At 72.6% G+C, this 25,583-nt stretch carries 20 protein-coding genes; 8 read left to right on the forward strand and 12 right to left on the reverse strand.

Annotation, left to right across the window (positions count from 1 at the left end):
* The first annotated feature begins 24 nt into the window (after positions 1–24).
* Positions 25–2,166: an NAD-dependent DNA ligase LigA gene (gene ligA / locus OG933_RS29560; protein WP_405629722.1), complete on the forward strand. Its 2,142-nt coding sequence runs from the start codon at positions 25–27 to the stop codon at positions 2,164–2,166.
* Between the two features lie 164 nt (positions 2,167–2,330).
* On the opposite strand, the gene OG933_RS29565 is transcribed toward ligA, so the two are convergent.
* Complete coding sequence (locus OG933_RS29565; protein ID WP_362529468.1) at positions 2,331–3,398, reverse strand: cellulase family glycosylhydrolase; 1,068 nt, start codon at positions 3,396–3,398, stop codon at positions 2,331–2,333.
* A 733-nt stretch (positions 3,399–4,131) separates the two neighbouring features.
* Between OG933_RS29565 and OG933_RS29570 the strand changes: the two genes are divergently transcribed.
* A complete protein-coding gene (locus tag OG933_RS29570) occupies positions 4,132–5,082 on the forward strand; it encodes a M28 family metallopeptidase (RefSeq protein WP_405629724.1) in 951 nt (316 codons plus the stop codon).
* 90 nt (positions 5,083–5,172) lie between these two features.
* Here the strand turns inward: OG933_RS29570 and OG933_RS29575 are convergent, their stop codons facing one another.
* The 7 genes from OG933_RS29575 to OG933_RS29605 form a co-directional block, all read right to left on the reverse strand.
* A complete protein-coding gene (locus OG933_RS29575; protein WP_405629726.1) occupies positions 5,173–7,662 on the reverse strand; it encodes an AMP-binding protein in 2,490 nt (829 codons plus the stop codon).
* A 43-nt stretch (positions 7,663–7,705) separates the two neighbouring features.
* Complete coding sequence (locus OG933_RS29580) at positions 7,706–8,134, reverse strand: nuclear transport factor 2 family protein (RefSeq protein ID WP_362529473.1); 429 nt, start codon at positions 8,132–8,134, stop codon at positions 7,706–7,708.
* 67 nt (positions 8,135–8,201) lie between these two features.
* Positions 8,202–9,443: a polyketide synthase gene (locus OG933_RS29585; protein WP_362264737.1), complete on the reverse strand. Its 1,242-nt coding sequence runs from the start codon at positions 9,441–9,443 to the stop codon at positions 8,202–8,204.
* Positions 9,444–9,456: 13 nt separating this feature from the next.
* Positions 9,457–10,470, reverse strand: a complete 1,014-nt coding sequence (locus OG933_RS29590; RefSeq protein ID WP_267020082.1) for a zinc-binding dehydrogenase — start codon at positions 10,468–10,470, stop codon at positions 9,457–9,459.
* 12 nt (positions 10,471–10,482) lie between these two features.
* The gene (locus OG933_RS29595) at positions 10,483–14,610 is read right to left on the reverse strand and encodes a non-ribosomal peptide synthetase (RefSeq protein ID WP_405629729.1); all 4,128 of its coding nucleotides are present in this window, start codon (positions 14,608–14,610) and stop codon (positions 10,483–10,485) included.
* The gene (locus tag OG933_RS29600) at positions 14,607–14,915 is read right to left on the reverse strand and encodes an acyl carrier protein (protein WP_020127001.1); all 309 of its coding nucleotides are present in this window, start codon (positions 14,913–14,915) and stop codon (positions 14,607–14,609) included. The genes OG933_RS29595 and OG933_RS29600 overlap by 4 nt, the downstream gene beginning before the upstream one ends.
* Positions 14,912–15,892, reverse strand: a complete 981-nt coding sequence (locus tag OG933_RS29605; RefSeq protein WP_405629732.1) for a ketopantoate reductase family protein — start codon at positions 15,890–15,892, stop codon at positions 14,912–14,914. The genes OG933_RS29600 and OG933_RS29605 overlap by 4 nt, the downstream gene beginning before the upstream one ends.
* An 814-nt stretch (positions 15,893–16,706) precedes the next feature.
* Here OG933_RS29605 and OG933_RS29610 point away from each other — a divergent pair.
* The 6 genes from OG933_RS29610 to OG933_RS29635 all read left to right on the forward strand — a co-directional run bounded on the left by OG933_RS29610 (position 16,707) and on the right by OG933_RS29635 (position 21,557).
* A complete protein-coding gene (locus tag OG933_RS29610) occupies positions 16,707–16,961 on the forward strand; it encodes an acyl carrier protein (RefSeq protein ID WP_405629733.1) in 255 nt (84 codons plus the stop codon).
* A 109-nt stretch (positions 16,962–17,070) separates the two neighbouring features.
* Positions 17,071–18,144, forward strand: a complete 1,074-nt coding sequence (locus OG933_RS29615) for an SAM-dependent methyltransferase (protein ID WP_362529485.1) — start codon at positions 17,071–17,073, stop codon at positions 18,142–18,144.
* Positions 18,144–18,530, forward strand: coding sequence for a cupin domain-containing protein (locus OG933_RS29620; protein ID WP_362529487.1), 387 nt, complete (start codon positions 18,144–18,146; stop codon positions 18,528–18,530). Before OG933_RS29615 ends, OG933_RS29620 begins: the two co-directional genes overlap by 1 nt.
* Positions 18,527–19,603, forward strand: coding sequence for a histidinol-phosphate transaminase (locus tag OG933_RS29625; protein ID WP_362529489.1), 1,077 nt, complete (start codon positions 18,527–18,529; stop codon positions 19,601–19,603). The genes OG933_RS29620 and OG933_RS29625 overlap by 4 nt, the downstream gene beginning before the upstream one ends.
* 59 nt (positions 19,604–19,662) lie before the next feature.
* The gene (locus tag OG933_RS29630) at positions 19,663–20,706 is read left to right on the forward strand and encodes a methyltransferase (RefSeq protein WP_362529492.1); all 1,044 of its coding nucleotides are present in this window, start codon (positions 19,663–19,665) and stop codon (positions 20,704–20,706) included.
* Positions 20,703–21,557, forward strand: coding sequence for a hypothetical protein (locus tag OG933_RS29635; RefSeq protein WP_020126994.1), 855 nt, complete (start codon positions 20,703–20,705; stop codon positions 21,555–21,557). The genes OG933_RS29630 and OG933_RS29635 overlap by 4 nt, the downstream gene beginning before the upstream one ends.
* Before the next feature lie 115 nt (positions 21,558–21,672).
* Here the strand turns inward: OG933_RS29635 and OG933_RS29640 are convergent, their stop codons facing one another.
* Genes OG933_RS29640 through OG933_RS29655 form a run of 4 tightly spaced genes read right to left on the reverse strand, consistent with a single transcriptional unit; the run spans position 21,673 to position 25,581 of the window.
* Complete coding sequence (locus OG933_RS29640) at positions 21,673–22,395, reverse strand: thioesterase II family protein (RefSeq protein WP_405629737.1); 723 nt, start codon at positions 22,393–22,395, stop codon at positions 21,673–21,675.
* Complete coding sequence (locus OG933_RS29645) at positions 22,392–23,891, reverse strand: class I adenylate-forming enzyme family protein (protein WP_405629739.1); 1,500 nt, start codon at positions 23,889–23,891, stop codon at positions 22,392–22,394. Before OG933_RS29645 ends, OG933_RS29640 begins: the two co-directional genes overlap by 4 nt.
* The gene (locus OG933_RS29650) at positions 23,888–24,403 is read right to left on the reverse strand and encodes a hypothetical protein (RefSeq protein ID WP_362529501.1); all 516 of its coding nucleotides are present in this window, start codon (positions 24,401–24,403) and stop codon (positions 23,888–23,890) included. Before OG933_RS29650 ends, OG933_RS29645 begins: the two co-directional genes overlap by 4 nt.
* 29 nt (positions 24,404–24,432) lie before the next feature.
* Positions 24,433–25,581, reverse strand: a complete 1,149-nt coding sequence (locus tag OG933_RS29655; RefSeq protein WP_405629741.1) for a beta-ketoacyl synthase N-terminal-like domain-containing protein — start codon at positions 25,579–25,581, stop codon at positions 24,433–24,435.
* Between the last annotated feature and the right edge of the window lie 2 nt (positions 25,582–25,583).

Consider the following 25,583-nt stretch of genomic DNA (forward strand, 5'->3'; position numbering starts at 1 on the left):
GTGGTGGCAGGCAGGATGTGAGGCATGACAACACCCGGTGCAGTGATTGTGGACGCCGTCGCCTACGCGCAGGCGATCGAGGACGCGGTGAAGGCGTCGGCCGCCTACTACGCGGGTGGCACTTCGGTGCTGGACGACGACGCCTACGACAGGCTGGTGCGCGCCATCGCGGCGTGGGAGGACGAGAATCCGGAGCAGGTGCTGCCCGACTCGCCGACCGGCAAGGTCGCCGGCGGGGCGGTCGAGGGCGATGTCCCGCACACGAGAGCGATGCTGAGCCTGGACAACGTCTTCTCCGCGGAGGAGTTCACCGCGTGGACCGCCTCGCTCACCCGGCGCGTCGGCCACGACATCACCGCGTTCGGCGTCGAGCCGAAGCTGGACGGTCTGGCGATCGCGGCCCGCTACACCCGCGGCCGCCTGACGCGGCTCATCACCCGGGGCGACGGGACGGCCGGGGAGGACGTCTCGCACGCGATCGGCACCGTCGAGGGCCTGCCGGCCGAACTGACGGAGCCGGTCACCGTCGAGGTACGCGGCGAGGTCCTGATGACGACCGCCCAGTTCGAGCACGCCAACGAGGTGCGCACCGCGCACGGCGGCGCGCCGTTCGCCAACCCGCGCAACGCCGCGGCGGGCACCCTGCGCGCCAGGGAACGCGCGTACACCGTCCCGATGACCTTCTTCGGCTACGGACTGCTGCCGCTGGACGACACCGAACCGGCGCTGGCCGCGCTGCTGGAGGAGAGCGCGCACAGCGACCTCATGACGCGGGCCGGCGACTACGGCGTGAACACCACCGCGACCACGGCCGTGCCCGGCGTCACCGCGAGCACCGTCGAAGAGGTCCTGGCCCGGGTGGCCGAGATCGCCGGGCTGCGCGCCTCGCTGCCGTTCGGGATCGACGGGATCGTCGTCAAGGCCGACCTCGCCGCCGACCAGCGGGCCGCCGGCTCGGGTTCACGCGCCCCGCGCTGGGCGACCGCCTACAAGCTGCCCGCCGTCGAGAAGATCACCCGGCTGCTGGCGGTGGAGTGGAACGTGGGCCGCACCGGCATCATCGCCCCGCGCGCCGTCCTGGAGCCGGTCGAGATCGACGGCTCCACCATCACCTACGCCACCCTCCACAACCCGGCCGACATCACCCGCCGAGACCTGCGCCTCGGCGACCACGTCATGGTCCACCGGGCCGGGGACGTCATCCCCCGCATCGAGGCGCCGGTCGCCCATCTGCGCACCGGCGACGAACAGCCCATCGTCTTCCCCGAGGCGTGCCCGCGCTGCGGATCGGGCATCGACACCAGCGAGCAGCGCTGGCGCTGCGTCAACGGCCGCGACTGCCACCTCGTCGCCTCCCTCTCCTACGCCGCCGGACGCGACCAGCTCGACATCGAGGGCCTCGGCCACACCCGGGTCGTCCAGCTCGTCGAAGCCGGACTGGTCACCGACCTCGCCGGCCTGTTCGCCCTCACCCGCGACCAGCTCCTCGGCCTGGAACGGATGGGGGAGACCAGCACCGACAACCTCCTCGCCGCGCTCGCCACGGCCAAGAACCAGCCGCTGTCCCGCGTGCTGTGCGCCCTCGGGGTCCGCGGCACCGGCCGCTCCATGTCCCGCCGGATCGCACGCCACTTCGCCACCATGGACCTGCTGCGCGCCGCCGACGCCGAAGCGATCCAGCAGGTCGAGGGCATCGGCACCGAGAAGGCCCCGTCCATCGTCGCCGAGCTCGCCGAACTCGCCCCGCTCATCGACAGACTCGTCGCCGCCGGGGTGAACATGACCGAGCCCGGCGCCACCCCGCCCGCACCGGCGACGCCCGACACGGCCGACGGCGAGAGCGGGGGCGAGAGCGGGGGCGAAGGCACGCAGGCCGTCGCTGCTGCCGGGCCGCTGGCCGGGATGACCGTGGTCGTCACCGGCGCGATGACCGGGGCGCTGGAGAAGCTCAGCCGCAACCAGATGAACGAACTCATCGAGCGCGCCGGGGGCCGCTCCTCGTCCAGCGTCTCCAAGAAGACCAGCCTGGTCGTCGCAGGCGAGGGCGCCGGATCCAAGCGGACCAAGGCCGAGACCCTCGGCCTGCGGCTCGCCGCGCCCGACGAGTTCGCCGCCCTCGTCGCCGACTACGTCGACGCGGGCCCCGGCGGGGAGCCGACGGTGTAGACGGGCAAGCCGCCACCGGGCCGGCCGTCAGGTCGGCCGCCCCGGTGACGACGATCGGTCGGTCCCGGCCGTGCTCCCCTCGGGTGTGACGGGCGGGGCGCGGTGGGGGCCGCTGCCGGGCAACCGGTCAGGAGAAGGGGCTCACGTCCGGACGCTCGGGCGCCTCAGCCCTTGACGGGCTTGCCCCGGCCCCATGCCCAGGCGAGGCGGTCGGCGCCCGACTGGTTGGTGGTGGCCAGCCAGGGGCGGGCGGTGGTGCCGGTGAGGGTCTGCAGCGAGTACGTGTCGTCGGTGCGCAGACCCGGCCAGTACACGGAGCCCATCTTCAGCTCGCGGAAGGTGTCGGTGACGGCCTGGACGTAGTTGACGAAGTTGTTGTCCGGCGTCTTCACGTTGTAGTTCAGCCCGGTGGTCATCGGGGCCCCGAACTCGTCCGCGACGGTCCGGTTCGCGCAGTCGCCGATGCGCACCTTCAGGTCGGCCACCCACTGGTCGTAGGTCGCGTAGTCCTTCCAGAACCCGTAGTGGTGCAGGGAGAGGTACGTGCCCTTCAGCCGCGGGTCGGCGCAGACCGTGGTGACGTGGTCGTTGTAGCCGGCGCCGCTGACGAACACCCGGTTGCGCGGGACCTTCGCGTACGTCGACAGCCACTTGGCCGCGATGTCGGCCCACTCGGTGTCGGTGTAGCCGTGCGGCTCGTTCATCGGCTCGAAGTAGACGCGGCTGTCGTTCTTGTACGCCTTGACGACGGTGTCCCACATCGGCCAGTACGTGGCCGTGTCGTCGATGAAGCCGTCCTTCTGGGCGCCCGTGCCCTCCCAGTAGGACACGATGACCTTGAAGCCCTGGTCCGAGGCCGCGTCGATGACCCCGCGGTAGGACTTCCAGTAGGCGCCGTTGACCGTGTACGGGTTGATGGGCAGCCGCACGGTGTTGGCGCCGAGGTTCGCGCGGAACGCCGCGATGATCCGGGTCGCCTTCGCGTAGGTCTGCCGGTAGGTGTCCGTGGTCGACAGACCGGACAGCTGGAGGAGGTCGTCGGCGAAGTTGTCGCGCGGGTCGGCCCAGTTCACGCCCTTGAACTGGGTCGTGTCGGTGGTCGGCGCGGCGCCGGAGGAGGCGGCGGCCGGGCTGCCGGCCAGGGTCGTGCCGGTGACGGCGGCGACGGCGACCGCGACGAGGGCGGCGCGCAGGCGGGGGGTGCGGGAGGCTCTGGTGGGGGTCTTGCGCATGACGTGCCCTTTCAGGAGAGGCGGCTCGGCGCTGGGGGACGCGCGGGCTGGGCGGCGGCCGCCACGCGATGTTTGCGTAAACATCAACGCCTTGGGGTGGCTGATGTTTACGTAAACATGGCGGCGCCGGAATCGTGGCACCCGGCGATGTGATCGTCAAGGTTTCCGGCGCGTAACGTCCGGGGCTCCGGTGGCGGGTGTGCCGGGGTGGGGTGCGGCGCGGTGGGGTGGGGCGGGGTGGGGCGGGAGGGGTGCGGTGGGAGAGGTGCGGTGGAGTGGGGCGGGAGGGGTGCGGCCGCCCGGCCGACGGTGCGGTGGGATGCCCGGCGGGCCGGTCCCCTGGACGAGTCCGACGGTCCGGCCCCGTGAACGAGCCCGGTGGGTCCGGTCCCGCGGTCCCGCCTTGCCGCAGTCCCGCAGTCCCGCCCTCCCGCAGTCCCGAAGTGCCGCAGTCCCGCAGTCCCGCATTTCGTTGGTTTCGTGGTTCGGTCGAGCCGGTTCTCGACAGTGCGAAACGCGTCATGAATGCACGTGCTTTTCCGGCGTGGCGCCGGTCGTCGACCGTTGATTTCCGGTGGGCTTTCGGGAGAGAAAGCCATTGTTGCCCACTTGGCGGAAAAGCAGCGTCCGGACGGTTCCGTTTGTGAAGTCTGTTGAAGTCTGTTGGCTCCGGTGCGGGCTTCGTGGAAGCATTCAGGAAGATCAATTGCTCGTACCGAGAAGGGAAACAGCTGTGCCTTTCAAGCCGTCCCGTCCGGCCGTCGTCGCGGCGTCCACGCTGTCCGTCCTGTTGCTGACAACGGTCGGTGTGCATGCGGAAGAGCCTGCTCAGGCAGGTGCGGCGCCCGACCTCTCGGTCTCCAGAGTGATGCGGCACCTGGACGCGCTCCAGCGGATCTCCGACGCGAACAGCGGAAACCGCGCCCATGGCACGGCCGGCTATCAGGCCTCCGTCGATTATGTGAAGAAAAAGCTGGACGCCGCCGGATTCGCCACCTCGCTCCAGGAATTCGAGTTCGGTGGAAAGAAGAGCTGGAATCTGATCGCCGACTGGCCCCGGGGCGGTCAGACCGGAAAAGTCCTCATGGTCGGGGCGCACCTCGACTCGGTGGAGACAAGTCCCGGAATCAACGACAACGGCTCCAGCGTCGCCGCGATCCTGGAGACCGCGCTGACGGTTTCCGCGAAGAACGTCACCCCTTCCCAGCACCTCCGGTTCGGCTTCTGGGGAACGGAGGAGGAGACCTACATCGGGTCCACGCACTACGTGAACACCTTGCCGGCGGCCGAACTGTCGAAGATCACCGCCTATCTGAACTTCGACATGATCGGCTCACCGAACCCCGGCTACTTCGTCTATGACCAGAGCCCGGAGGTCGCCCGGCACTTCGACCGGTACTTCGCCGCCAAGGGCATCCCCACCGAGCCCGCGACCGCCCTCAACGGCCGCAGCGACCACGAGCCGTTTCTGGCCAAGGGCGTCCCGGTGGGCGGAATCTTCACCGGATCCGCCGAGATCAAGACCCCGGAGCAGGCCGCGAAGTGGGGCGGCACCGCCGGTGAGGCCATGGACAAGTGCTACCACCAGGCCTGCGACACCCCCGCCAACATCGACAGGCGGGCCCTGGACGTCAACAGCGACGCCGTCGCCGCGATGGTGTGGAAGCTGGGCGTGCGCGGCTAGGACCGTGCGGCCGCGAGCGGGGCGGGACATCCGGCGCCTGCCGGGTGTCCCGCCCCGCTCGGCTCGCCGGGTGTCCCGCCCGCTCGGCTCTCAGGTCCGTCGGCGGTCCCGGGGGCGGGCGGCCAGCCGGGCCAGCCGTTCCCGGTCGACCTTGCCGGTGGGGCCGACCGGCAGGGCCGGCAGGACGAGCACATGCTCCGGAAGCATGTAGCTGGGCAGGTTCTGCGCGAGGTGGCGGCGGACGAACCCGCCGCCCGGCGAGGGCTCCGATCCCCCCACCGCCACGGCCGCCACGATCTGCGGGCCGTCGTCGCCCCGCAGCGTGGTGACCGCGCAGTCCACCGCACCCGGCACCTGGCGCAGGGCGGCCAGCACCTCGCCCAGTTCGATCCGGTAGCCGCGGACCTTGACCTGGTCGTCCCGGCGGCCCCGGAACTCCAGGTTGCCGTCGGCCATCCAGCGCGCCCGGTCGCCCGTGGCGTACATGGACTCGTCCGCCAGGCCGCTCACCGTGTCGGCCGTGAACTTCGCGGCCGTCAGCTCCGGATCGCCGACATACCCGTCGGCCACCACCACACCCGCGATGTGGAGATCGCCCTCGACGCCGATCGGACACGGTTTGCGGTCGCCGTCCAGGACGTAGTAGCGGGCGTTCTGGATCGGCTTGCCGTACGGGACGCTCGTCCAGGCCGGGTCGATCTCGCCGACGTCGAAGTGGTTGGACCAGATCGTCGCCTCGGTCGCGCCGCCCAGCGCCACGACGTGGGCCCGCGGGAAGCGGGCCCGGACCCGGCCGGGCAGGGCCAGCGGTACCCAGTCGCCGCTGAGGAAGACCAGCCGCAGGCTGGGCACCGGCCCGCCGTCCGCCGTCGCACCCGTCGTGCCCGTCCCGTCCGTCGCGCCTGTCGCGCTCGTCCCATCCGCCCCGTCCGCCCCGTCCGGCCCGTCGGCGAAGGACATCACCATGCCGAGCGCGGCGGGCGCCGAGTCCCAGAAGGTGATCGGCTCGCGCAGCATGATGTCCAGCAGCCGCTCGCCGTCGGACAGTTCGGCGGCGGGGACCACGCGCAGACTGGCGCCCGCCGCGAGCACGCCGAGCAGGTCGTAGACCGACAGGTCGAAGGTGAGCGCGGTGACCCACAGCAGGCAGTCGTCCGGACCCACCGCGTAGGTCTCGTTCACCCACTGGATGACGTTGACGGCACTGCGGTGGCGCACCGACACGCCCTTCGGTACGCCGGTGGAGCCCGAGGTGAAGATGACGTACGCGGTGTCGTCGGCGCCGGGGCCGGCCGGCAGCGGCAGGGCGCGGGCCTCCTCGACGTCGCTCCAGGCGCTGATCACCGGCGCGTACGGGGTGGCCGTGTCGTGCGGCGCGAGGCGCAGGACGACGTCGTACCGGTCCCGCAGGACCGGCGGCCAGCCGTCCCCACCGCGTCGGTGGATCTCCGCCCGTACCGGCAGACCGAGTTGGGCGGAGAGGCGCCCGAACCACTCGGCGGGCACCCGCAGATGACCGGAGTCGGGTCCCTCGCCCGGCTCCGCGAGGTCGGCGAGGTCCGCGAGCACCACCGCCCCGCCCGGCGCCAGGGCGCCCACGGCGTCCCGCAGCACGGACCGCAGGTACTCGAACCCGGGGAAGAACTGGGCGACACTCGCGAGCAGGACGACGTCCGCGCTCGCCGGTGCCACCACCCGGCCGAGGTCGGCGGCCGCGGCCCGCACGAACCGTGCTCCTTCGCCGGCCTCCCGCCCCGCCCGCTCCAGCGCGACGGCCGACACGTCGACGCCCGTGTAACCGGCCACCCGGTCCCGCAGCGCACCCGCGATCAGACCGGCACCGCAGCCCACCTCGACGACCCTGGGCCGCTCCACCGTCGGAGCCGCCGACAGCACCAGGTCGCGCACGTGCGAGACATAGGTGTCGATCTGCGCGGCGGAGATCCCGTCGCCGGGGTTCTGGTTGAAGCCCGAGGCCCGGGCCAGGTCCTCGTCCTCGGCGACGGTGTCCCACAGCAGGCCCACCGTCTCCGTGTCCAACGGGTCCGGGGCCGCGGCCCGCAGATCCGTGCAGACCAGCCGCACGCCGGAGCCCGCGAGCTGCCCGGCCTCCTCCGCGCGGCGCGCCAGGGCGTGGCCGGTGACGAGCCAGCCGATGCCCGACTGACGTAGCGGCGCCGCGATCCGGGTGGCCGGCCAGCGCGCGTCCAGTGGCACGTAGGCGGCGCCGGTGCGCAGCACACCGACGACCGCCAGCACGCTGTCCCACGAGTTCTCGTGCAGGATGCCGACGAACGCGCCCCGGCCCACCCCGTGACCGGCGAGGAACCGGGCGAGCAGGCCCGAGTCGGCCCACAGCTGCGCGTACGTCCTGACCTCCCCCTCGCCGAGGCGGACGGCGGGAGCGTCGGGGGACTCCCGGACGCGCCGCTCGATCAGGTCGATCATGCTGACCTGGTCCTCGAACGGCCGCGCCGTGTCGTTCCACTCGGCCGGCGGCGGTTCCCAGGACTCCGTGGGCTGCTCCGCCGACTGTCCCGCCGGTTGCTCCACCGGCTGATCTGCCCTCTGCTCTGCCATCTGCTCTGCCCTCCTTCGGCGGTTCACGGATGCGTGGGCGGGGTCAGATCACTCGGCCGTACTTGGGGTTGTCGCGGTGGATGACCCGCTCCCGGATACGCAGTTCACCCTCCTCGCGCACCATCTGGTCCTCGACGCTGGACGAGGAGAAGAAGTGCACCTCGTCCTGCGTGTTCGTCTGGGTCACCAGCGAGTAGTAGGTGACGCGCAGACCGTCGCCCTCGGTCTGCTCGATCAGGAAGTGGTCGAACCAGTGCCGGGTGACGAGCCCCTCGTACATCGGGAGCATGCTCTTCATCTTGGTGCGCATCGCCTCGCGGCCCTCCACCTTCTCGCCGCGGTGCGGGTGGGCGACCGAGCCGTCCTCGGTGAAGGTGGCGGTGAAACGCTCGATGTCCAGGTCGTCCAGGACGCGCATCTGGCGGGCGTAGAAGTTCTTGACCTCGATGTAGAGGTCGGCGGTGACGGACATGCGTGCTCCTCGGTAAGGGAAACGGAAACTGATGAGTGGTCAGTGGGTCGGCGTCAGTGGCCCGGTGTCAGTGGGCCGGGGCTTCCTCGAGGACGAGGAAGGCGTTGGTGCCGCCCACGCCGGCCGACATCAGGCCGGCCGTGCGTGGGCGGCCGTTCGTGGGCCAGGGGCGGCCCTCGGGGAGGATGCCGAAGCGTTCGCCGCGCCCGGTGAACTCCTCGATGGGGACCTCGGTGTTCGGGGTCGCGGGCAGGAAGCCGCGGTCGATCGCGAGGCACGTCTTGATCAGGGCCGCCATGCCGGCGGCGGTGTCGCAGTGGCCGACGGAGGCCTTCACCGAGCCGACCGCCACCGGCGGCCCGTCGGTGCCGAGGGCCTCGATCAGGGCGGTCGCCTCGATCTGGTCGTTGAGGGGGATGCCGACGCCGTGCGTCTCGACGTAGTCGACATCGGCCCCGGTCAGCCCCGCCGCCTCCAGCGCCCGGCGCACCGCGCGGACCTTGCCGTCGACACCGGGGATGACGAAACCGGGCTTGGCCCGCCCGTCGTTGGTGACGGCGCCGCCCCGGATGACGGCGTAGACCGGATCGCCGTCGCGCAGGGCGTCGTCCAGTCTGCGCAGCAGGACGGCCCCGGAGCCGTCGCCGGGCACCACGCCGTTGTGACGGCGGTCGAAGGGACGCACGATGCCCTCGGTGGAGTAGATGCTGCGCGGGGTCCGCAGGTAGGAGCCGTCGGCGTCCTCCTGGATCGCCACCGCCCCGGCCAGCGCGTAGTCGCAGGCGTGCGAGCGCAGGCTCTGGCAGGCGAGCTGGACGGCCACCGTGGAGGTGGCGCACGCCGAGTCCAGCATCAACGACTCGCCCCACAGGTCCTGCAGATAGGAGAAGTAGGGCCCGGCGAACGTCGGGTCGACCTGCACCACGTCGTCGAAGGCGGCCCGCGGCACATGCTTGGTGCGGGCGCAGCCGGCGTAGACGGCGGTCCGGTCGGCGATCGCCGACAGCCTGACCCCGGCGTCCTCCGCCGCCTGCCACAGCGACTCCTGCAGGATGCCGTGCTGCGGGTCCAGCCCCTCGACGCCGACGAGCGTGTGGTCGTAGGTGTCCCGGTGCGGGGCGGTCCCCCACGAGTGGACCCGCAGCCGGTCCTCGCCCAGGTCCTCCACGACCGGGACCGGCTCCCGCCGGAAGCAGTCCCGGCCCGCGACGAGGTTGTCCCAGAACGCCCCTACGTCGGGCGCCCGGGCGAAGCGGCCGCCGACGCCGATGACGGCCACCGGGGCCGAGTGCTTGGCCAGTTCCGACATGCCTGTCCTCCCGTCAGCCGAAAGTGAGCGCGATCTTGACGACGTCGTCCTGCCGGTTGTGCGCGAGGTCGAAGGCGTCGGCGATGTTCTTGATGTCGAAGGTGTGGGTGATGTGGTCGTCGACCCGGATCGAGCCGTCCCCGATCAGTTCCAGCGCGGTCCGGAAGGAGGGGAGCCCGGGTTCCAGCTGGGCCCCGCCGACCGCGGTGATCAACTGCGCCTGGCGGACGAAGAGATGGGCGTACGGGATGCGCATGTCGTAGTCCTCGGGCATGCCGAAGAAGCCCAGCCGGCCGTGCTGGCCGACCATCCGCATCGCGTGCTCGCGCGCTCCGTCGGTGCCGGCCGCCTCCACGACCAGGTCGGCGCCCTTGCCGCCGGTCGCCTCCATGACGACCTCCTCGGCGCTCTGCCCGGGCACGTGCACGGTCGCGTCCGCGCCGAGGGAACGGGCCACCGCCAGCCGCCCCGGCTCCAGGTCGACCGCGACGACCTTCTCGAACCCGCGGTGCTTGAGCAGCTGCTGGAACAGCAGCCCCGCCGAGCCCACGCCGACGACGGCGGCCGTCGACCCCTGCGGCACGGGCTCCGGCCAGAACCGCTTCAGCGCGAAGACGACGGTCCCGAGCTGCTGAGCCATCAGCTGGACGGTCGGCGCCCCGGTGCCCTTCACCGGCAGCAGGAACCGGTCGGCGATCGTCTGGTAGCGCGCGAACGACGCCATGTAGGCGTGGTTGGGCACGGTGAGCACCAGGTCGCCCGGCGAGAAGCGGGCCGACCGGCTCTCGACGACCTCCCCCACGCCCTCGTGCCCCGGGTAGCCCGCCGGGCAGGGGTAGGGGTGGTCGCGCATGTCCCGGAAGAAGGGGGACTCGGCGCGCACCCGGTGCACATCGCTGCCGCAGATGGCGGCCACGGTGTTGCGGACGAGGACCTCGCCCTCGGCCGGCTCCCGGAAGGCGACCTCCGCCACCTCCAGGCGCCCGGGTTCGACGAGAACGGCGGCTTCGCCACGTACGTGCGGCATGCGGACCTTCCTTCAGGAATGTACGGAGAGCGGGGACGCGGAAGACGCCCAGGACAGGGGGTGGCCGGGCAGACGCAGACGACGGGCCGGGCCGGCCGGTGTCAGCCGCGCCTCGGCGCCCTGGCACCACAGGGCCGCGAGGGCCGTCAGCAGGCCCCGCTCGTCGGGGTCCTCGGCCGCGAGGTCGAGGACGGCCACCTCGCCGAGCCGGTCACAGACCGTCCGGAGCAGCTTGGCCGGCTCGGCCTCGGCCGACAGGTGCTGTTCCTGCGGGGCGGGCCCGTCGGGGAACAGCGGACCCAGCGCGGTGGACCACAGCAGGGCGGGGCGGCGGGGTACGGGGATGCGCGCGCCGGCCCCGTCGGTGGCCGGCCGTACGCCTTCCTCGCCCTCCTCGGCCGTGAGCGCGCCGCTCACCACCGCGGCCGCGAAACGGCCCGTTCCCACGCCGTACACCGCCGCCGGGGTCACGCCCCGTTCGGCGAACCGGCCGGCCAGGCGCAGCTGGCGGGTGAGCGGTTCGGCGGCCCGGCCGGTGCCGTCCGGCGGGCTGTCCGCGAAGGCGAACACCACGGCCGGGGGCGCACCGGGGGCGGCGGGTGTCGCGGTGTGCGGGGCGCGCAGGGCACGCACCGCCTCGGCCGGGTCGGACGCCACGACGGCACACCGGTGACCGAAGTGCCGACGGCCCACCTCCAGCGTGTGGGCCACGTCCGCCAGTGCCAGGTCCGGGTTCGCCTCCAGATGGGCGGCCAGCCGCTCACGGGCGACGAGCAGGGCCTCGGCGGTGGCCGCGGAGAGGGCGACGATCCGCGGACCGGGAGCCGACACCGGCGCCGTGCCGGCCGGCCTCGACGGCGCGCCGGCGAGGGGCCGTCGGGACACGACGGCGGCCGGGGCCGCCGTCCCGCCCACGGGCCGGTGGGCCGTGGCGATCAGACGGGCCTGCTCGCGGACCGTGACATGGCGCAGCAGGTCGATGACCGGGATGTCGGCTCCGGTCGCCAGCCGCAGCTGCTCCCGCAGTTTCACCAGCAGCAGCGAATGGCCGCCGGCGTCGAAGAAGTTGCGGTCGGGCCCGAAGCCGTCGTGCTCCAGCACCGCCCGCCAGGCGGCCCGCACGCCCTCCGTCACGGAGGTCGCGGATGCCACCGAAGGCGGCTCCGGTGCGAGGGCCGCCGTGGGGGCCGGAGCGGGGTCGGGCCGGGCGGACCCGGTCGCCTGCTCCGGGTCCGGCAGCCGGCGCCGGTCGATCTTGCCGGTCGGGGTGAGCGGCAGCTCCCCGACCAGCAGCAGGTGGCTGGGTACGGCGAAGGCGGGCAGCCGCAGCCTGGCGTGCCGGCCGAGCTCGTCGGCGTCCGTGCCGGGCGCGGCCACCGCGTAGGCGACGATCTCCTTCTCGCCGCGCCGGTTGACGCGCGTCGTGACGAAGACCGACCCGACGGCCGGGTGCGCGTCCAACACCGCCTCCACCTCGCCGAGTTCGACGCGCTGGCTGCGGATCTTGACCTGGTTGTCGTTGCGGCCGATGAACTCCAGCAGGCCGTCGGGGCGCCAGCGCACCCGGTCACCGGTCCGGTAGAGGCGGGTCGGGCCGTCGGTGACGAACCGGTCCGCCGTCATCCCGGGCGCGTTCAGATAGCCGTCGGCCAATCCCGCGCCCCCGAGCAGCAGTTCGCCCGGAACCCCGCGCGGCACCGGACGGGTGCCGCCTTCCTGCACGACCCGTACCTCGGTGCCGGGCACCGGTCGGCCGATGGGGACCGTCCTGGCGTTCGGCGCGAGGTCGGTGATCGGGAACCAGGTCGAGGTGAAGGAGTTCTCGGTGGGGCCGTAGCTGTGCAGCAGGACGCCCGGCCGGGACCAGCGCAGCGCACGGCGCATGTGCCGCACGGAGATCAGCTCGCCGCCGAAGTACACCCGCCGCAGCGACTGGAGCAGGTCCGGGGCGTCCTCGATGATCCGGTTGAGCAGCGGTGTCGTCACGAGCAGCGTGGTCACCCCGCGCTCGCGGACCACCGTCCGCATCTCACGGGGGCTGAGCACCAGGTGCTTGTCGAGGACGACCAGCTGGGCGCCGTGCGTGAGGGCGCCCCAGATCTCGTAGCTGGCGCCGTCGAAGTTGAGCGGGCACAGCTGCGCGACGACGTCCGTCTCGTCCAGCGGGAGGAAGTCGGGCCGTACGAAGAGCCGGGCCAGCCCGCGGTGCGGCAGCACGACCCCCTTGGGCCGGCCGGTGGTGCCGGAGGTGTAGAGCACGCAGAGGGTCGCGGTGTCGTCGTACGCGAGCTCGGGGGCGGACCGGCCGCGGGCCCGCGCGAGCGCCTCGTCGACCGGCACGGCGGTGCCCTCCGGCACGTCGAGGGTCTGTCCGCAGTCCGGGTCGACGACGAGGACCGCGGGGCGGGCGTCGTCCACGATCAGCTGGAGCTGGGCCTGCGGATAGGCGGGGTCGAGGGGGAGGTAGGCGGCGCCGGCCAGGGCGGACGCCAGCCAGAACACCGGGGTCTCGACGCCGGGGGCGAGCAGCAGCGCCACGGTGTCGCCGGGCCCGACACCCCGGTCGCGCAGCCAGCCGGCCACCTCGCCGGCGCGGCCGGCGAGTTCGCCGTAGGCGAGGGTGCGCTCGCCGTGGCGTACGGCGATGGCGTCCGGGCGGTCGGCGGCGTGCCGCAGGACCAGCCCGGGGATGCTCGGCGCCGGTGACGCGACGGGCGCGCCGTGCGCGGCGACCTCGGACAGACCCGGGTCGCAGGCGGCGATCAGATCGCCGCAGGTGCTGTCCGGGGCGGCCACGGCGCGGGCCAGCAGCTCGCGCAGTTCCCCCGCGAACAGCTCGGCGGTGGCGGGGAGGTAGCGGGCGGTGTCGTAGTAGACGCACAGCCGGGTACCGGCCGAGCCCTCCAGCACGTTGACCGAGAACTCGTACTTCGTCGTCTCGTCCGGGTGGTCGAAGCGGCGGACGCTCACCTCTCCGGCCTGCCACTCGTCCTCGTAGGCGGGGGTGTACATGAACACCGTCCGCTCGACGCCCGGCCCGTCGGCCTGCGCGCTGCGGATCGCCCGCAGCCGCCGTACCGGGAGGTGGGCGTGTTCCATCGCGTCGAGCATCTGCTCGCGCAGCCGGGCCGCCACCTCCAGGAAGCGGTCGTCGAGGGACATCCGGTCACGCATCGGCAGCGCCCGGCTGAACAGGTCGACCCGCTCGGCGTCGGCGTATCGGCGGCCGGCGAAGACCATGCCGAAGGTGCCCTCGGACTCCCCGGCCCACGCGTGCAGCAGCACCGACCAGGCGGCGAGCAGCACGACGGCGGGGGAGCCGCGTTCGGCGGCGGCGAGCGCCTGGACACCCGCGTGCACCTCGGCGGGCAGGAGCACCTCCACCCGGCCGGAGGGACCGGGGAAACCGTCCTCCGGCACGAGGTCGTGCGGGGGCGCGAGGGAGGCGGGGGCGTTGCGCAGGACGGAGGTCCAGTACTTTTCGGCGTCGGCGTCGGCGTCGGCATCCATATCGGCGTCGGCATCGGCGGCGTCGCGATCGCCGTGGACGCCGGCCTCGGCACCAACACCAGCGCCGGCACCAGCACCGGCGGCGGTGGCACCCGTACCGGTCTCGGCATCGATGTCGGCATCGATGTCGGACGACGGGCGCGGAGCCGGGACCTGGCCACCCGTCGTCCGGGCGCGGTACGCCGTCACCAGGTCCTCGGCGAGGATCCGGCTGGACCAGCCGTCGGAGACGATGTGGTGCATCGTGACGGCGAGCAGCGCGCCGCCCTCCCCGGCCAGCAGCGTCGCCCGCAGCAGCGGCGCGGTGGCCAGGTCGAAGGGCGCGCGGCCGGCGACGACCGCGCGGGCGAGGGCCTGCGCACGGTCGTAGCGGCCGGGGAGCCGGTCGGTGACGAACGCCATCGGCGGGTCGGTCTCGGCGGTGCGCCACAGCTCGCCGCCCTCGGTGGCGAAGGCGCAGCGCAGGGCCGGGTGGGCGGTCAGCACATCGCCGAGTGCGGCACGCAGCGCCGGTATGTCGACGGTCGGGGTGAACTCCAGGTCGACGGTGACGTTGTAGCGGTCGGACTCCGGTTCGCGCTGGCAGGCGAGCCAGACGTCCATCTGCTCGGAGGAGGCGGGTTCCCTCACTGCGGGACCGCCAGGTGCTCGCCGGCGGTGCCCGTACGCAGGGTGCGCACCAGGTTGGCCACCGTGCGCACCGAGTGGAAGTGGAGCGGGGTGAACTCGGCGTCCGTGATGGCCACGCCGAAGCGCTGCTCGCACTGGGCGCGCAGCTCCACGAAGCCGAGGGAGTCCAGGCCCAGCACGTCCTGGAGGCCGTCGTCGTCCCCGATGCGTTCGGTGGGCACGTCCAGGAAGAGGTCCTCGACGAGGATCTCCTTGAGGGTCGCTTCCAGGGTTTCGTCCAGTGTCTCGCCCGAACCGACTGTCATGACGTTTCTCCCTTGCGATAGGTGGATCGGTGCGGTGCGGGAACTTCCGTCGGCCGCTCCCGCTCCGCGGCCCTGCGGGCCAGTTCGGTCAGCGCGGGTACGGCCACGTGGTGGTCCCGGGCGCGGCGCAGCACCGGCTCGGTGAGCGCGGCGAGTTCGGTCGGCCGGACCCCGGCGGCGACGTCCCGGTGCAGGGAGGTGTCGGTCCGGCCGGGCAGGGTGTCCAGGGTGTGCAGCAGGTTCCGGTCGTCGACGACGACGGTGTCCGCGGCGGCGACGGCACAGGCTTCCCGGGCCGCGTCGCGCAGCAGGGCGGACAGCTCGGGCCGTCGGCGGACGATGCCGAGGGGGCCGTCGGCCGCGGTGGTGGCCAGCGCCAACGGCAGCAGGAGGACCAGCTTGCGCCACAGGACGCTCGCCGGATCCCGCTCCGGGGTGCAGCCGAGACCGGCGTCGGCGAGGACCTCGGCGAGCCCGCCGAGCCGCCGGCCGCCGGTGCCGGCACCCCTTTCGGGACCGTCCCCGGCGCGGTCGGGGTCGGTGGTGGCGAGGCTGACCTCCGCGTACAGGGAGTTCCAGGTGACCCGGCCGGGCGCGGTGCGTTCCGCCTCGATGAGGATCGCGCCGACGAGCTGGCGGGGCCCGAACCTGGTCCGCAGCGATCGCGGATGGTCGAGTCCGTTGAGCAGGGGGACGACCGAGTCCGGGGTCAGCCGTGGGGCGACCCGGGCCAGGGCGGCGTCCAGCGCGGGCGCCTTCACCGTCACCCACAGGACGTCGACCGGCTCGTCGAGCCGCTCCACCGCGCGCGCCTCGACGGCGAGGTCGCCGTGCAGTTTGCTGTGGACGTCGATCACGCCGCGGTAGCGGGCTCGTGAGGACTCCCGCATCACCAGCACGACCTCGTGGCCGGCACGGGCCAGCGCCGCTCCGAGGGCGAGCCCGACTCCCCCGGCGCCCAGAATCGCATGCCTCAACGCGCTTCCTTGATGCATCTCGTGACGAATGCCGCTGCCCGTCCAGCGGTGCGCGCACGGGTGTGCGCACAGATGTGCGCCGTGCGGCGGGCAGCGGTAGACAACACCGTGTGAATGATGGAAAAAGGCCGGCTACGGCCTTTGAGAGATCAGGCGGCCACGGGTCAGGTGGTCACCGATCCAAGGATCATCGGAGTTCGAAAAGGACTCTGACGGAATATGGAACCGGTTGGTCGACCGGTTCTGTCTCCCCCGTTGCGGCGTACATCATTCCCCCTGTCACGCCGGTTGATGTCGGCCTCGAACGCAACCCTTGAAATACTGCGTTCACAATCGACTCATCGACCGTAGAGGTGCCGAGTTTCGGCCGTCAACCCGCTTTTCGGCCAACCGGATGGCCGATGCAAGTGAATCGCGGGGCGGGTTTACACCCAGCGTTGAAGTGTTGGCCAAAGGTCATCCCGGTGCTGGCTGGCCGACATTCGACCCTTGACTGGCTCGATGGCCGCTGCCTACTCTCCGATATCGGCAGTCTGCCGCCAGGTGAGCAATCACCTCAGGGACCGAACCGGTTTGACCCGCCGGTGGAGCGTCCGTTTTTACGGGGGAAAACAATTGAAGCTTCACCTAGCCACGCCCATGGGCGTGGCCGTTCCACGGCTGCTCCGCATCCGGGGCGATCGACCGTGATCCGTCATGACACGGGGGAATTCTCTTGAGCGACGACGGCGTGAAAACACGTCCGGATCCGTATGCCGGGCCATCTTCGGGGCTGCCTTCCGGGCGGCATTCCGGACTGCCTTCCGAACCGCCCGTGACACCGTCTGCGCAGGCCATGGAAGACCAGGTCAGAGCCGCGTGGACCGAGGTCCTCGGGCATGACGACTTCGATGACGACACCCCCTTCATCGAGGCGGGCGGTCATTCCCTGAAAGCCACGCAGGTGCTCATGCGGCTGCGCCGGAAGCTCGGTGTCCGGCTGCCCAACCGGTTGTTCTTCGACCACCCCACCGTGCGCGAACTGGCGGTGGCGGTGGAACGTATCGCCGCCACCTCGCCCCGCGTGTAACCGGTCGCCGCCGATTCGACTCGGCATCGGCTCAACGTCAGCTCAATGCAGGCTCGACGTCGGCTCGACCGGAGCTCGGCATTCGACCGAAACAAGGAAGGCACTTCTCGTGACTGCTCCCCTTTCCCGTGACGGCCTCCAAGAGTTGGGTGAAAGCGTTTTCCGTCCCGCCGAATGGCAGGGCGCCGCGAACACCCCGCTCGATGCCGACACCGCCTTCAACGGATTCATCTCCACACATGTCGTTTTCGCCCTGGAGCAACTGGGGCTTTTCGCCTGGTTCGATGCGACCGACCGGCTAGACGTACGCGAGTACTGTTGGCGCCGACAGCTGGACGAAAGGGTTTTCCGCCAGTTGTTGTCGGCGGCGGAGGCTTTCGGGTATCTCGACGTCCTCGACGACCGGGTGACACCCACGCCGGCCTGGGGCGACCTCCGCCGGAAAATAGGGTTCTTCACCTGGGGCGTGGGCGGCTACCACGACGTTTTCGCCAACGCCGCGTCCATCGCGCGAGGGGAACGCGCTTTCGGCAAGGACGTGTTGCGCGACGAGGCCATGGTGGCGCTCGGCTCGGCCCAGGCCGACATGGCCCTGATGCGGAACCTGCTCGACGAGCAGATCGCCGCACTCGACTTCTCCGTCATCGCCGACCTCGGCAGCGGGATCAGCGAACGCGTGTGCCGCCTCGTCAAGTCCCGCCCCGGCGCCCGCGGTCTGGGCCTGGACATCAGCGCCTCGGCCACCGCGCTGGCGGCCGGCACCGTCGAGCGGCACGAGCTGGCCGACCGCGTCCAGCCGATCTGCGCCGACGTCCTCGACATCCTCTTCCGGGGCCGCCGCATCGAGGGCGCCGACCAGGTGGACGTCGCGATGAGCTTCATGTTCCTGCACGACCTGCTCGTCGACCCCACCACCCGGACGGACGTCATCCCGGCGCTGCGCAAGGCGTTCCCCCGCGCGCACACCTTCCTGCTCGCCGACACCACCGTCCGCCCGCGCGGGGAGAAGGACACGCTGCCCGTCTTCTCCAGCGGCTTCGAGCTCGCCCACGCGCTGATGGGCGTCCCGGTCTACACGCGCGAGGAGTACGAGGACCTCTTCCACGAGGGCGGGCTGCACCTGCGCCGCACGGTTCCCTTCGGCGCCCCCCACACCTACCTGTTCGTCCTGGAGGCCCAGTGATGAGCGAGCGATGTCCCGCCGGCCCCGAGATCGTGGAGGATCTGCCCATCCCCCTCGCCGTGGCCGGGCATCACCAGCCCGCGCCCTTCTACCTCACCGCCGACATGTTCGGCGGCCTGCCCGTGCAGCTCGCCGGCGGTGAACTCAGCGCCCTGGTCGGCAAACCGGTCGCCGCACCGCACACCCACCCGGTCGACGAGCTCTACCTGCTGGTCTCCCCGAACAAGGGCGGCGCCCGCATCGAGGTCCAACTCGACGGCGGACGCCATGAACTGCTCTCCCCGGCCGTCATGCGGATCCCGGCCGGCAGCGAACACTGCTTCCTGACCCTCGAGGCGGAGGTCGGCAGCTACTGCTTCGGCGTCCTCCTGGGGGACAGCCTGTGACCCCGGCCGCGGGACAGGCCGCCCCGGCCGCCGGCAAGGCGTTCAACACGAGTGTCCCCGGCGCCGACGACCTGATCCGGCTGCACCTGAGCGAGAGTCCCCACGGCGCCAGCAAGGCGGCCGTGCGGGCGGCCGAGCGTGAACTGGGGCGGGTCAACGTCTACCCGGACCCCGAGCGGCAGGAACTGGTGCGGGCGCTCGCCGCGCACTGGGGTGTCGGCCCGGACCACATCGCCGTCGCCAACGGGAGTGACGAGCTGGTCCTCGCCACCGCCCTCACCCTCGGCGACCGGAGCCTGCCCGGGCTCGTCACCGACGGGACGTTCCCCGGCTACCGGGCCTGTCTGGAGCTCACCGGGCGCGGCTGCACCGCCGTACCGCTGAGCGGCACCGCCGTCGACGCCGCCGCCTTCGCCGCGCGGCTGCCCGGACACGGGATCGGCTATCTGTGCAACCCGCACAACCCCAGCGGCGCGGCCCTCACCCGGCGGGAACTGGCCGCGCTGGTCGACGCCTCCGGCCGCAGCGGGGTCCCGCTGGTCTTCGACGAGGCGTACATGGAGTTCGCCGACCCGGACACCCCGCAGACCCGCGAACTGCTGGACGAGGGCGCGCCCGTCGTCGCGCTGCGCACCTTCTCCAAGGCCTACGGCCTGGCCGCGCTGCGCGTCGGCTACGCCGTCGGCCGGCCCGAGCTGATCGCCGGGCTGCGGGGGACCCTGCGCGCCCTGCCCTTCAGCGTGAACCGGCTCGCCCAGGCGGCCGCGACCGCCGCCCTCGGCGACCGCGACTTCGTCGACGGGGTACGCCGGTCCACCGCCGAGCGGCGGAGCTGGTTCATCGGCGAGCTGGACCGGCGCGGGCGCGCCCATCTGCCCTCCGTGACCAACTTCGTCGCCGTCGCGGCCCGGGACTGTGCCCGCGCGCAGGATCGTCTCGCCGCCGATTTCGGCATTCTCGTTCGCAATGCGGGACTGTTCGGATTTCCCGGCTACCTGCGTACATCGCTCGGCGAACAAAAGGACCTCGTACGGTTCCTCGACGCCCTGGACGAGATCGAAAGCACTCCCTGAATTTCCACCGGAACGCCCGGCGAAACGACCGACCGAACGAGAACGACTGGAGGCTTTTGGTGTTCCGCCAAGACCCGTTGAACACGATCCTCGCCCTGGGCTCCGGGTTCACCCCCACCGCCGTGCGGGTGACCGCGACCCTCCGCCTGCCCGACCTGGTCGAGCAGGGGCACCGGACCGCGGCCGCCCTGGCCGCCGAGACCGGCACCGACGAGCAGTCCCTGGGCCGCGTCCTGCACTACGTCAGCCTCCTCGGCCTCTTCGAGGAGACGACCGACAGCGCGTCGCGGCAGCGGACGTACGAGCTCACCGACGTGGGCCGGGTGCTGCTCGGCGACCACCCGAGCAATCTGCGCCGCTGGCTGGACTACGAGGACCCCAGCCGGCCCATGGAGGCCCGCTTCGAACCGGCCGTCGGCCGGCTCATGGACGCCGTGCGCACCGGTCTGCCGGTGTACGAGCAGGCGCACGGGCGGCCCTTCTGGAAGGACCTGGAGGCGCACCCCGACATCGAGAAGTCCTTCAACACGGGCATCGCCCGGATCGCGGACCGGCTCGTGCCGGAACTGGCCCGTATCTACGACTGGGCGTCGGTGGGGCACGTCGTGGACGTCGGCGGCGGCAACGGCTCCCTGCTGCTGAAGCTGCTCACCGAGCACCCGGCGCTGCGCGGCACGCTGCTGGAGCTGCCGAGCGTCATCGACGAGGCCGGCGGGGTCACCGCCCCGGTGTCCGACCGCTGCGAGCTGGTCGCGGGCAGCTTCTTCGAGCCGGTTCCGGCCGGCGGCGACGTCTACCTGATCGCCAACACCCTGCACAACTGGAGCGACCGGGACGCCGCCCGCATCCTCGGCCGCTGCTCGGCGGCGCTCGCCCCCGGCGGGCGGGTCGTGGTCGTCGAGCGGCTGCTGGACAGCGGCAAGGACCCCGTGATGGCGAGCTATGCCGACCTGCTGATGCTGGTCCTGCTCGGCGGCCGTGAACGCAGCATGGACGACCTGCGCGACCTCGGCGCCGGCGTCGGACTCACCCTCACCGACTCCACGAAGTTCGAGCTGCCCGGCCACTGGCTGGTCGAGTACACCAAAGAGGAGACCCGGTGAAGCGCTCGCTGAACCCGGACGAGCCCAACGCCCTGCTCTCCTACGACTTCGACCGGGGCAGCAACTACGAGAACGTCCTGCATCTCACCGACGCTCTCGGCGCCCTCGTCCCGGAGAGCGAGACGGAACACCCCGACCAGCGGTTCTTCCAGGTCACCCACCTCATCACCGAGTACGCCTGGGTACAGGTCCACTACGAGCTGCGCCGGGCCATCGGCCACCTGGACGACGACCGGTACCACCAGGCGGTCCGCATGTTCGACCGGGCCACCGGGCTCAGCGAGGTCACCGTCCAGGCGGTGCGGCTGCTCACCGACCACCTGCCGCAGCACAGCCTGCTGATGATGCGCAACGCGCTCCCCGAGGACGCCACCGGCCTGGACTCGCCCGGCTACCGCAACCTGCGGCGGGTGGCCCGTCCGGTCTGGAAGGCCTACGAGCAGGCGGTGGAGCGCGCCGGGCTGTCCCTGCAGGACGTGATCGCCCAGCAGGACGACGGCTACGACGGCCCCCGCTCGTCCGGGTCGCAGTCGCTGGCCCTGGTGCGGGAGGCGATGCTGCGGCTGGACGGCAGTGTCCTCGGCTGGAAGCAGCACCACCTGATCATGGTCTGGTCGCAGCTGGGCGGCCAGCCCGGGCTGCGCAAGGGGAACGAGGAGGGCGACGACGAGCTCGAGCTGCCGCAGAGTCTGGGCGGCCGGTCCCTGGCGACGCTGGAGGCCCGCTCGCAGCTGGCGCTCTTTCCGGAACTGTGGCGGGCGGCGGAGGACGCGTACTGGCTGCTCGGCACCCGGCACGACACCGACGCCCCGGTGCGCGGCGGCGGGAACGGCTGTCCGGTGCAGCACTGACCAGCACTGACCAGCCCTGACCCGTAGTGACCGGCACTGACCAGTGCTGACGCCGCTTCTCCGGCATCCCCCTCCTGGCACCGCCTCTCGCGAGCGGGCCGCCGACCGGTCTCGGTCAGCGGTCCGCTCGCTGCTGCGCGGCCAGGCCGAGCAGCCGGGCCGCGACCTCCTCGAAGCGTTCATGGAGGAAGAAGTGGCCGCCGGCGAAGGCCTCGCCGACGTGCGTGCGCCGGGTGTAGTGCCGCCAGCCGGCCATCACCTCGGGCGGGGTGTCCGCGTCGCCGTCGCCGTACCAGGCGACGAGGTCGCTCGGCAGGGGCCACGGCTCGGGGTCGGGGCGGTGGCCGGCGAGCAGCGCGAGGTCGCCGCGGATGACCGGCACGAACTGGTGCCGCATCGGTGACCGGCGCACCTCCATCGGGATCCGGCCGTTCTCCGCGAGCGCGTCGAGCAGGGCGTCGTCGTCCAGGGCGAGCAGGGGGCCGTAGGAGGAGGTACCGAGGAGGTGTGGCGGCCGGGCGGCGGCGACCACGACGAACTCGGGCGCGGGCCGGCCCAGGCCGTGCAGGGCGAGAGCCGTCTCGTAGGCGAGCAGGCCGCCCATGCTGTGCCCGAGCAGCGCGTACCGGCCCGGCGGGTCCAGCCGGAGGGCGAGGTCGGCGGCGGCCGCCCGCAGGGTCGCCGCCCGCGGCTCACGGGAGCGCAGGCCCTTGCCCGCGATCTCCAGCGGCCGGGCGCGCAGCCCGGCCGGCAGTTCGCGCCGCCAGCGCACGAAGCTGCGCGCGGAGCCGCCGGCGTGCGGCACGCAGTACAGGGTGAGCGGTTCCGGGCCCGTCACTTGTGGTGCTCGCCCGCGCGCAGCGACCGGATCCGGACCGTCAGCGGCAGTTCGTTGCGGGTCAGCAGGGACCGCAGGTGCCGCCGCATCTCCGCCTCGGAGGGCGGTACGGCGTCGTCGACGAAGACGTCGAGTTCGAGGACGGCGGAGTCGTCGTCCACGACGGCGATCCTGGTCGCGGCACGGACCACCCCGGGCAGCGACTCGGCGGCCCGGCGCACCGTCGCCGTCGACACCTTCTCGCCGCGCACCATCGCGAAGTCCGACGAGCGGCCGTGCACGTACACGTACCCGTCGTCGTCGACGTGTCCGATGTCGCCGGTGGCCAGCAGGCCGGGCTCGATCAGATCGCCGCGCTTGGACGGCGCGGGCTCGCCGACCCGCCTGCGGTAGACGGTGTCGGAGCGCACGAGCAGCTCCCGCTCCCCGGTGTCGGTGGGCCGGGTGAGCACCTCGACGCCGTCCAGCGGCAGCCCCACCGAGCCGTGCCGGTGCGGGGGCTCCCGGTGGGCGGCGAGGGTGGACACCCGTGGTCCGGCCTCGGTCAGCCCGTAGGTGATGTACAGGCCCAGCTCGGGGTTGAGTTTGAGCAGGCGGGAGACGTACGACGGGTCGAGGGCCTGGCCGCCCACGGTCAGCGTGCGCAGCGGCGCGGGCAGTTCGCCGCCCGCGGTGACCACGGACTTGATCAGGCTGGGGGTGAGCGAGGAGAGGGTGACGCCCCGGCCGGCGACCGTGGCCAGGTAGTCGGCCACCGAGAACGGCGGTCCCGCCATGACCAGCCGCGAGCCGTGCGCGAGGCCGCCGAGGACCTGGGCGACCAGCGCGTAGGAGTAGTAGACGGGCAGGCTGACCAGGGTGGTGTCGGCGGCGCGCTGGCCGAGGGAGCGGCCGTGGCGGCGGGCGTTGCGCAGCAGGGCGTCGATGCCGTGCAGGCATCCGGTGGCCATGCCGGAGGTGCCGGAGCTCATCAGGATCACGTGGCCCGGCCCGTGGTGCAGATACGGCCGGCCGGTGAAGAGGCCGACGTCGGCGCCGCCGGTGCGGGTGACGTCGGTGACGCCGTACGCGTCGGCCCGGACGGCCGCCCTGACCAGCGCGCAGGCGCCCAGTTCGCGCGCCACCTCGCGGACCCGGGACACCGGGGTGGACGGGGAGAGCAGCACGGGGGTGTGTCCGGCCAGCGCGACGGCGAAGAAGAACCGCAGCGCCCGGATGCCGTTCGGCAGCGCGATGACGACGACGGCGCCGGGCGGGGCCGGCAGGGCCGCGAACCGGTCGATCAGGGCGGGCAGCCCGGCCGGGCCGCCCGGATCCTCGGTGGGGGACAGCTCCTCGACACGGCCGAGGAAGTCGCCGACGACGGCGGGGTCGAGGAGCGGATCGGCCAGGTGCGGTGACGCCGCGCTCGGCGAGATCGCGCTCGGCGGTGCCGTGATCGGTGACGTCGCGCTCGGGACGGTCGTGTTCCGTGGGGTGGTGTTCTGCGAGGTCATGTTCTCCGGGGCCTCCGCGTGGGCGTCGGCCCACTGACGACCAGGCAGTGCGCCCGGTGCTTGCCTTCGTCGTCGACTTCGTGGGTGACGACCAGGACGTGTGCGGCGCTCGGCGGGTCGCCGAGCAGCCAGTCGCCGCACAGTGCTCTGGTGAGCGGCACGGCCGGGGTGAGGGGCATGGGCAGCATCGACACCGGCCCGTGGAAGCCGAACGCCGAGCAGACGACTCCGACGAGCGAGCCCGCTCCGGCGCCCGCGAACCGCATGGGGGAGATCCGGCCGCGGGGGACGGACTCGGCGAGCGCGCGCAGGGTGTGGCGCGTGGCCCGCTCGCTCACCCCGATGACCCCGACCTCCTCGGGACGGCTCGGCGCGGCGTCGCCGCAGTTCTCCAGGGCGGCCGCCACGGTCTCGGCCATCAGCCAGGCCACGGGGTCGGCGTACACCCCGGGGACGCGGCGCCCGACCGTGCCCGGGTCGTCGGTCTCGACCAGGGCGGAGCCGGTGATCACGGCTCCCGCGGGGCACCACTGCGCCGGGTTCACGCGGCGCCCCCGACCGCGGGCCGCGGCTCGTCGGCCGCCAGCAGCAGGCAGGTGTTGAAGCCGCCGAAGCCGAGGGTGAGGCTGATGCCGAGGGAGCCGGTGAACTCCCGGGGGCCGTCCGCGGCCAGCGGCAGGGCCAGTTCCGGCATGACGGTGCGGGTGTGCGGGAGCGGGGGCACGCTGCCGTGCCGCAGCGCGAGGAGCAGGGCGATGGCCTCCAGGGCGCCGGTGGCGCCGAGGGTGTGGCCGAAGGCCGGCTTGGTGGCGAACACCACCGCCTCCGACTTCGGGCCGAAGACGGTGCCGTAACACGCCGCCTCCGCCGTGTCGTTGGCGCGGGTGCCGGTGCCGTGGGCGTTGATCACCGCGATGTCCCGGGCGTCGGCCCCGGCCCTGGCCAGGGCGCGCCGGACGGCGAGGACCGCGCCGGCCCCGGTCTCGTCGGGGGCGGTCGGCCCTGTGCCGTCGTTGGACGCGCCCCAGCCGCGCAGCTCGCCCAGGATCCGGGCGCCGCGCGCGGTGGCCGCGGCCCGGGTCTCCAGCAGCAGGAAGCCGGCGCCCTCGCCGAAGAGGGTGCCGTCCCGGTCGGTGTCGAAGGGGCGGACGGTGCCGGACGCGGAGAGGGTGCCGAGCGCCCGGTGTCCGAGGAGCTTGCCCTCGGTGAGCAGGTCGATGCCGCCGCACAGACAGCGGTCCGCCTCGCCGCCGGTGAGCAGGGCCGCACCGGCCAGCACGGCGTCGGCGCCGGAGGAGCAGGCGGTGCTCACCGACGCGGACCGGGCCACGCCCAGCCGGTCGGCGACGGCGGACGTCAGGGTGTGCGGCGAGGTTCCGGCGGCGTCGTCCAGGTGCGGGCCGAGGCTGCTGCCGAGCACCAGCGTGTCGACGTCCCCGGCCGGGCAGCCCGCGTCGCGCAGGGCGGCGGACGCGGTGGTCACGGCGAGCGAGATCTGCCGCTCGGACGGAGCCTTGGTCGGCCCGCCGGTCGGCCCGCCGTCCGGACCTCCGTCCGTCAGGAGGGCGGCGGGCGGTCGGCCGTCACCCGCCGACTCCCGGATGCCGACGCGCCCGCTCGTCAGCTGCTGCCACACCTCGTCGAGACCGTCACCCAGCGCTGTGGTCCAGCCCATTCCGGTGATGCACACGG

This window comes from Streptomyces sp. NBC_00016 (assembly GCF_045040885.1).
Classification (GTDB): domain Bacteria; phylum Actinomycetota; class Actinomycetes; order Streptomycetales; family Streptomycetaceae; genus Streptomyces; species Streptomyces coriariae.

Bases quoted from the DNA above. Each gene is read 5' to 3' on its own strand.
- OG933_RS29620 (WP_362529487.1), top strand. From the start codon at position 18,144: ATGAGCGAGCGATGTCCCGCCGGCCCCGAGATCGTGGAGGATCTGCCC.
- OG933_RS29600 (WP_020127001.1), bottom strand. From the start codon at position 14,915: ATGACAGTCGGTTCGGGCGAGACACTGGACGAAACCCTGGAAGCGACC.
- ligA (WP_405629722.1), top strand. From the start codon at position 25: ATGACAACACCCGGTGCAGTGATTGTGGACGCCGTCGCCTACGCGCAG.
- OG933_RS29585 (WP_362264737.1), bottom strand. From the start codon at position 9,443: ATGTCGGAACTGGCCAAGCACTCGGCCCCGGTGGCCGTCATCGGCGTC.
- OG933_RS29580 (WP_362529473.1), bottom strand. From the start codon at position 8,134: ATGTCCGTCACCGCCGACCTCTACATCGAGGTCAAGAACTTCTACGCC.
- OG933_RS29590 (WP_267020082.1), bottom strand. From the start codon at position 10,470: ATGCCGCACGTACGTGGCGAAGCCGCCGTTCTCGTCGAACCCGGGCGC.
- OG933_RS29565 (WP_362529468.1), bottom strand. From the start codon at position 3,398: ATGCGCAAGACCCCCACCAGAGCCTCCCGCACCCCCCGCCTGCGCGCC.
- OG933_RS29645 (WP_405629739.1), bottom strand. From the start codon at position 23,891: ATGACCTCGCAGAACACCACCCCACGGAACACGACCGTCCCGAGCGCG.
- OG933_RS29575 (WP_405629726.1), bottom strand. From the start codon at position 7,662: ATGGCAGAGCAGAGGGCAGATCAGCCGGTGGAGCAACCGGCGGGACAG.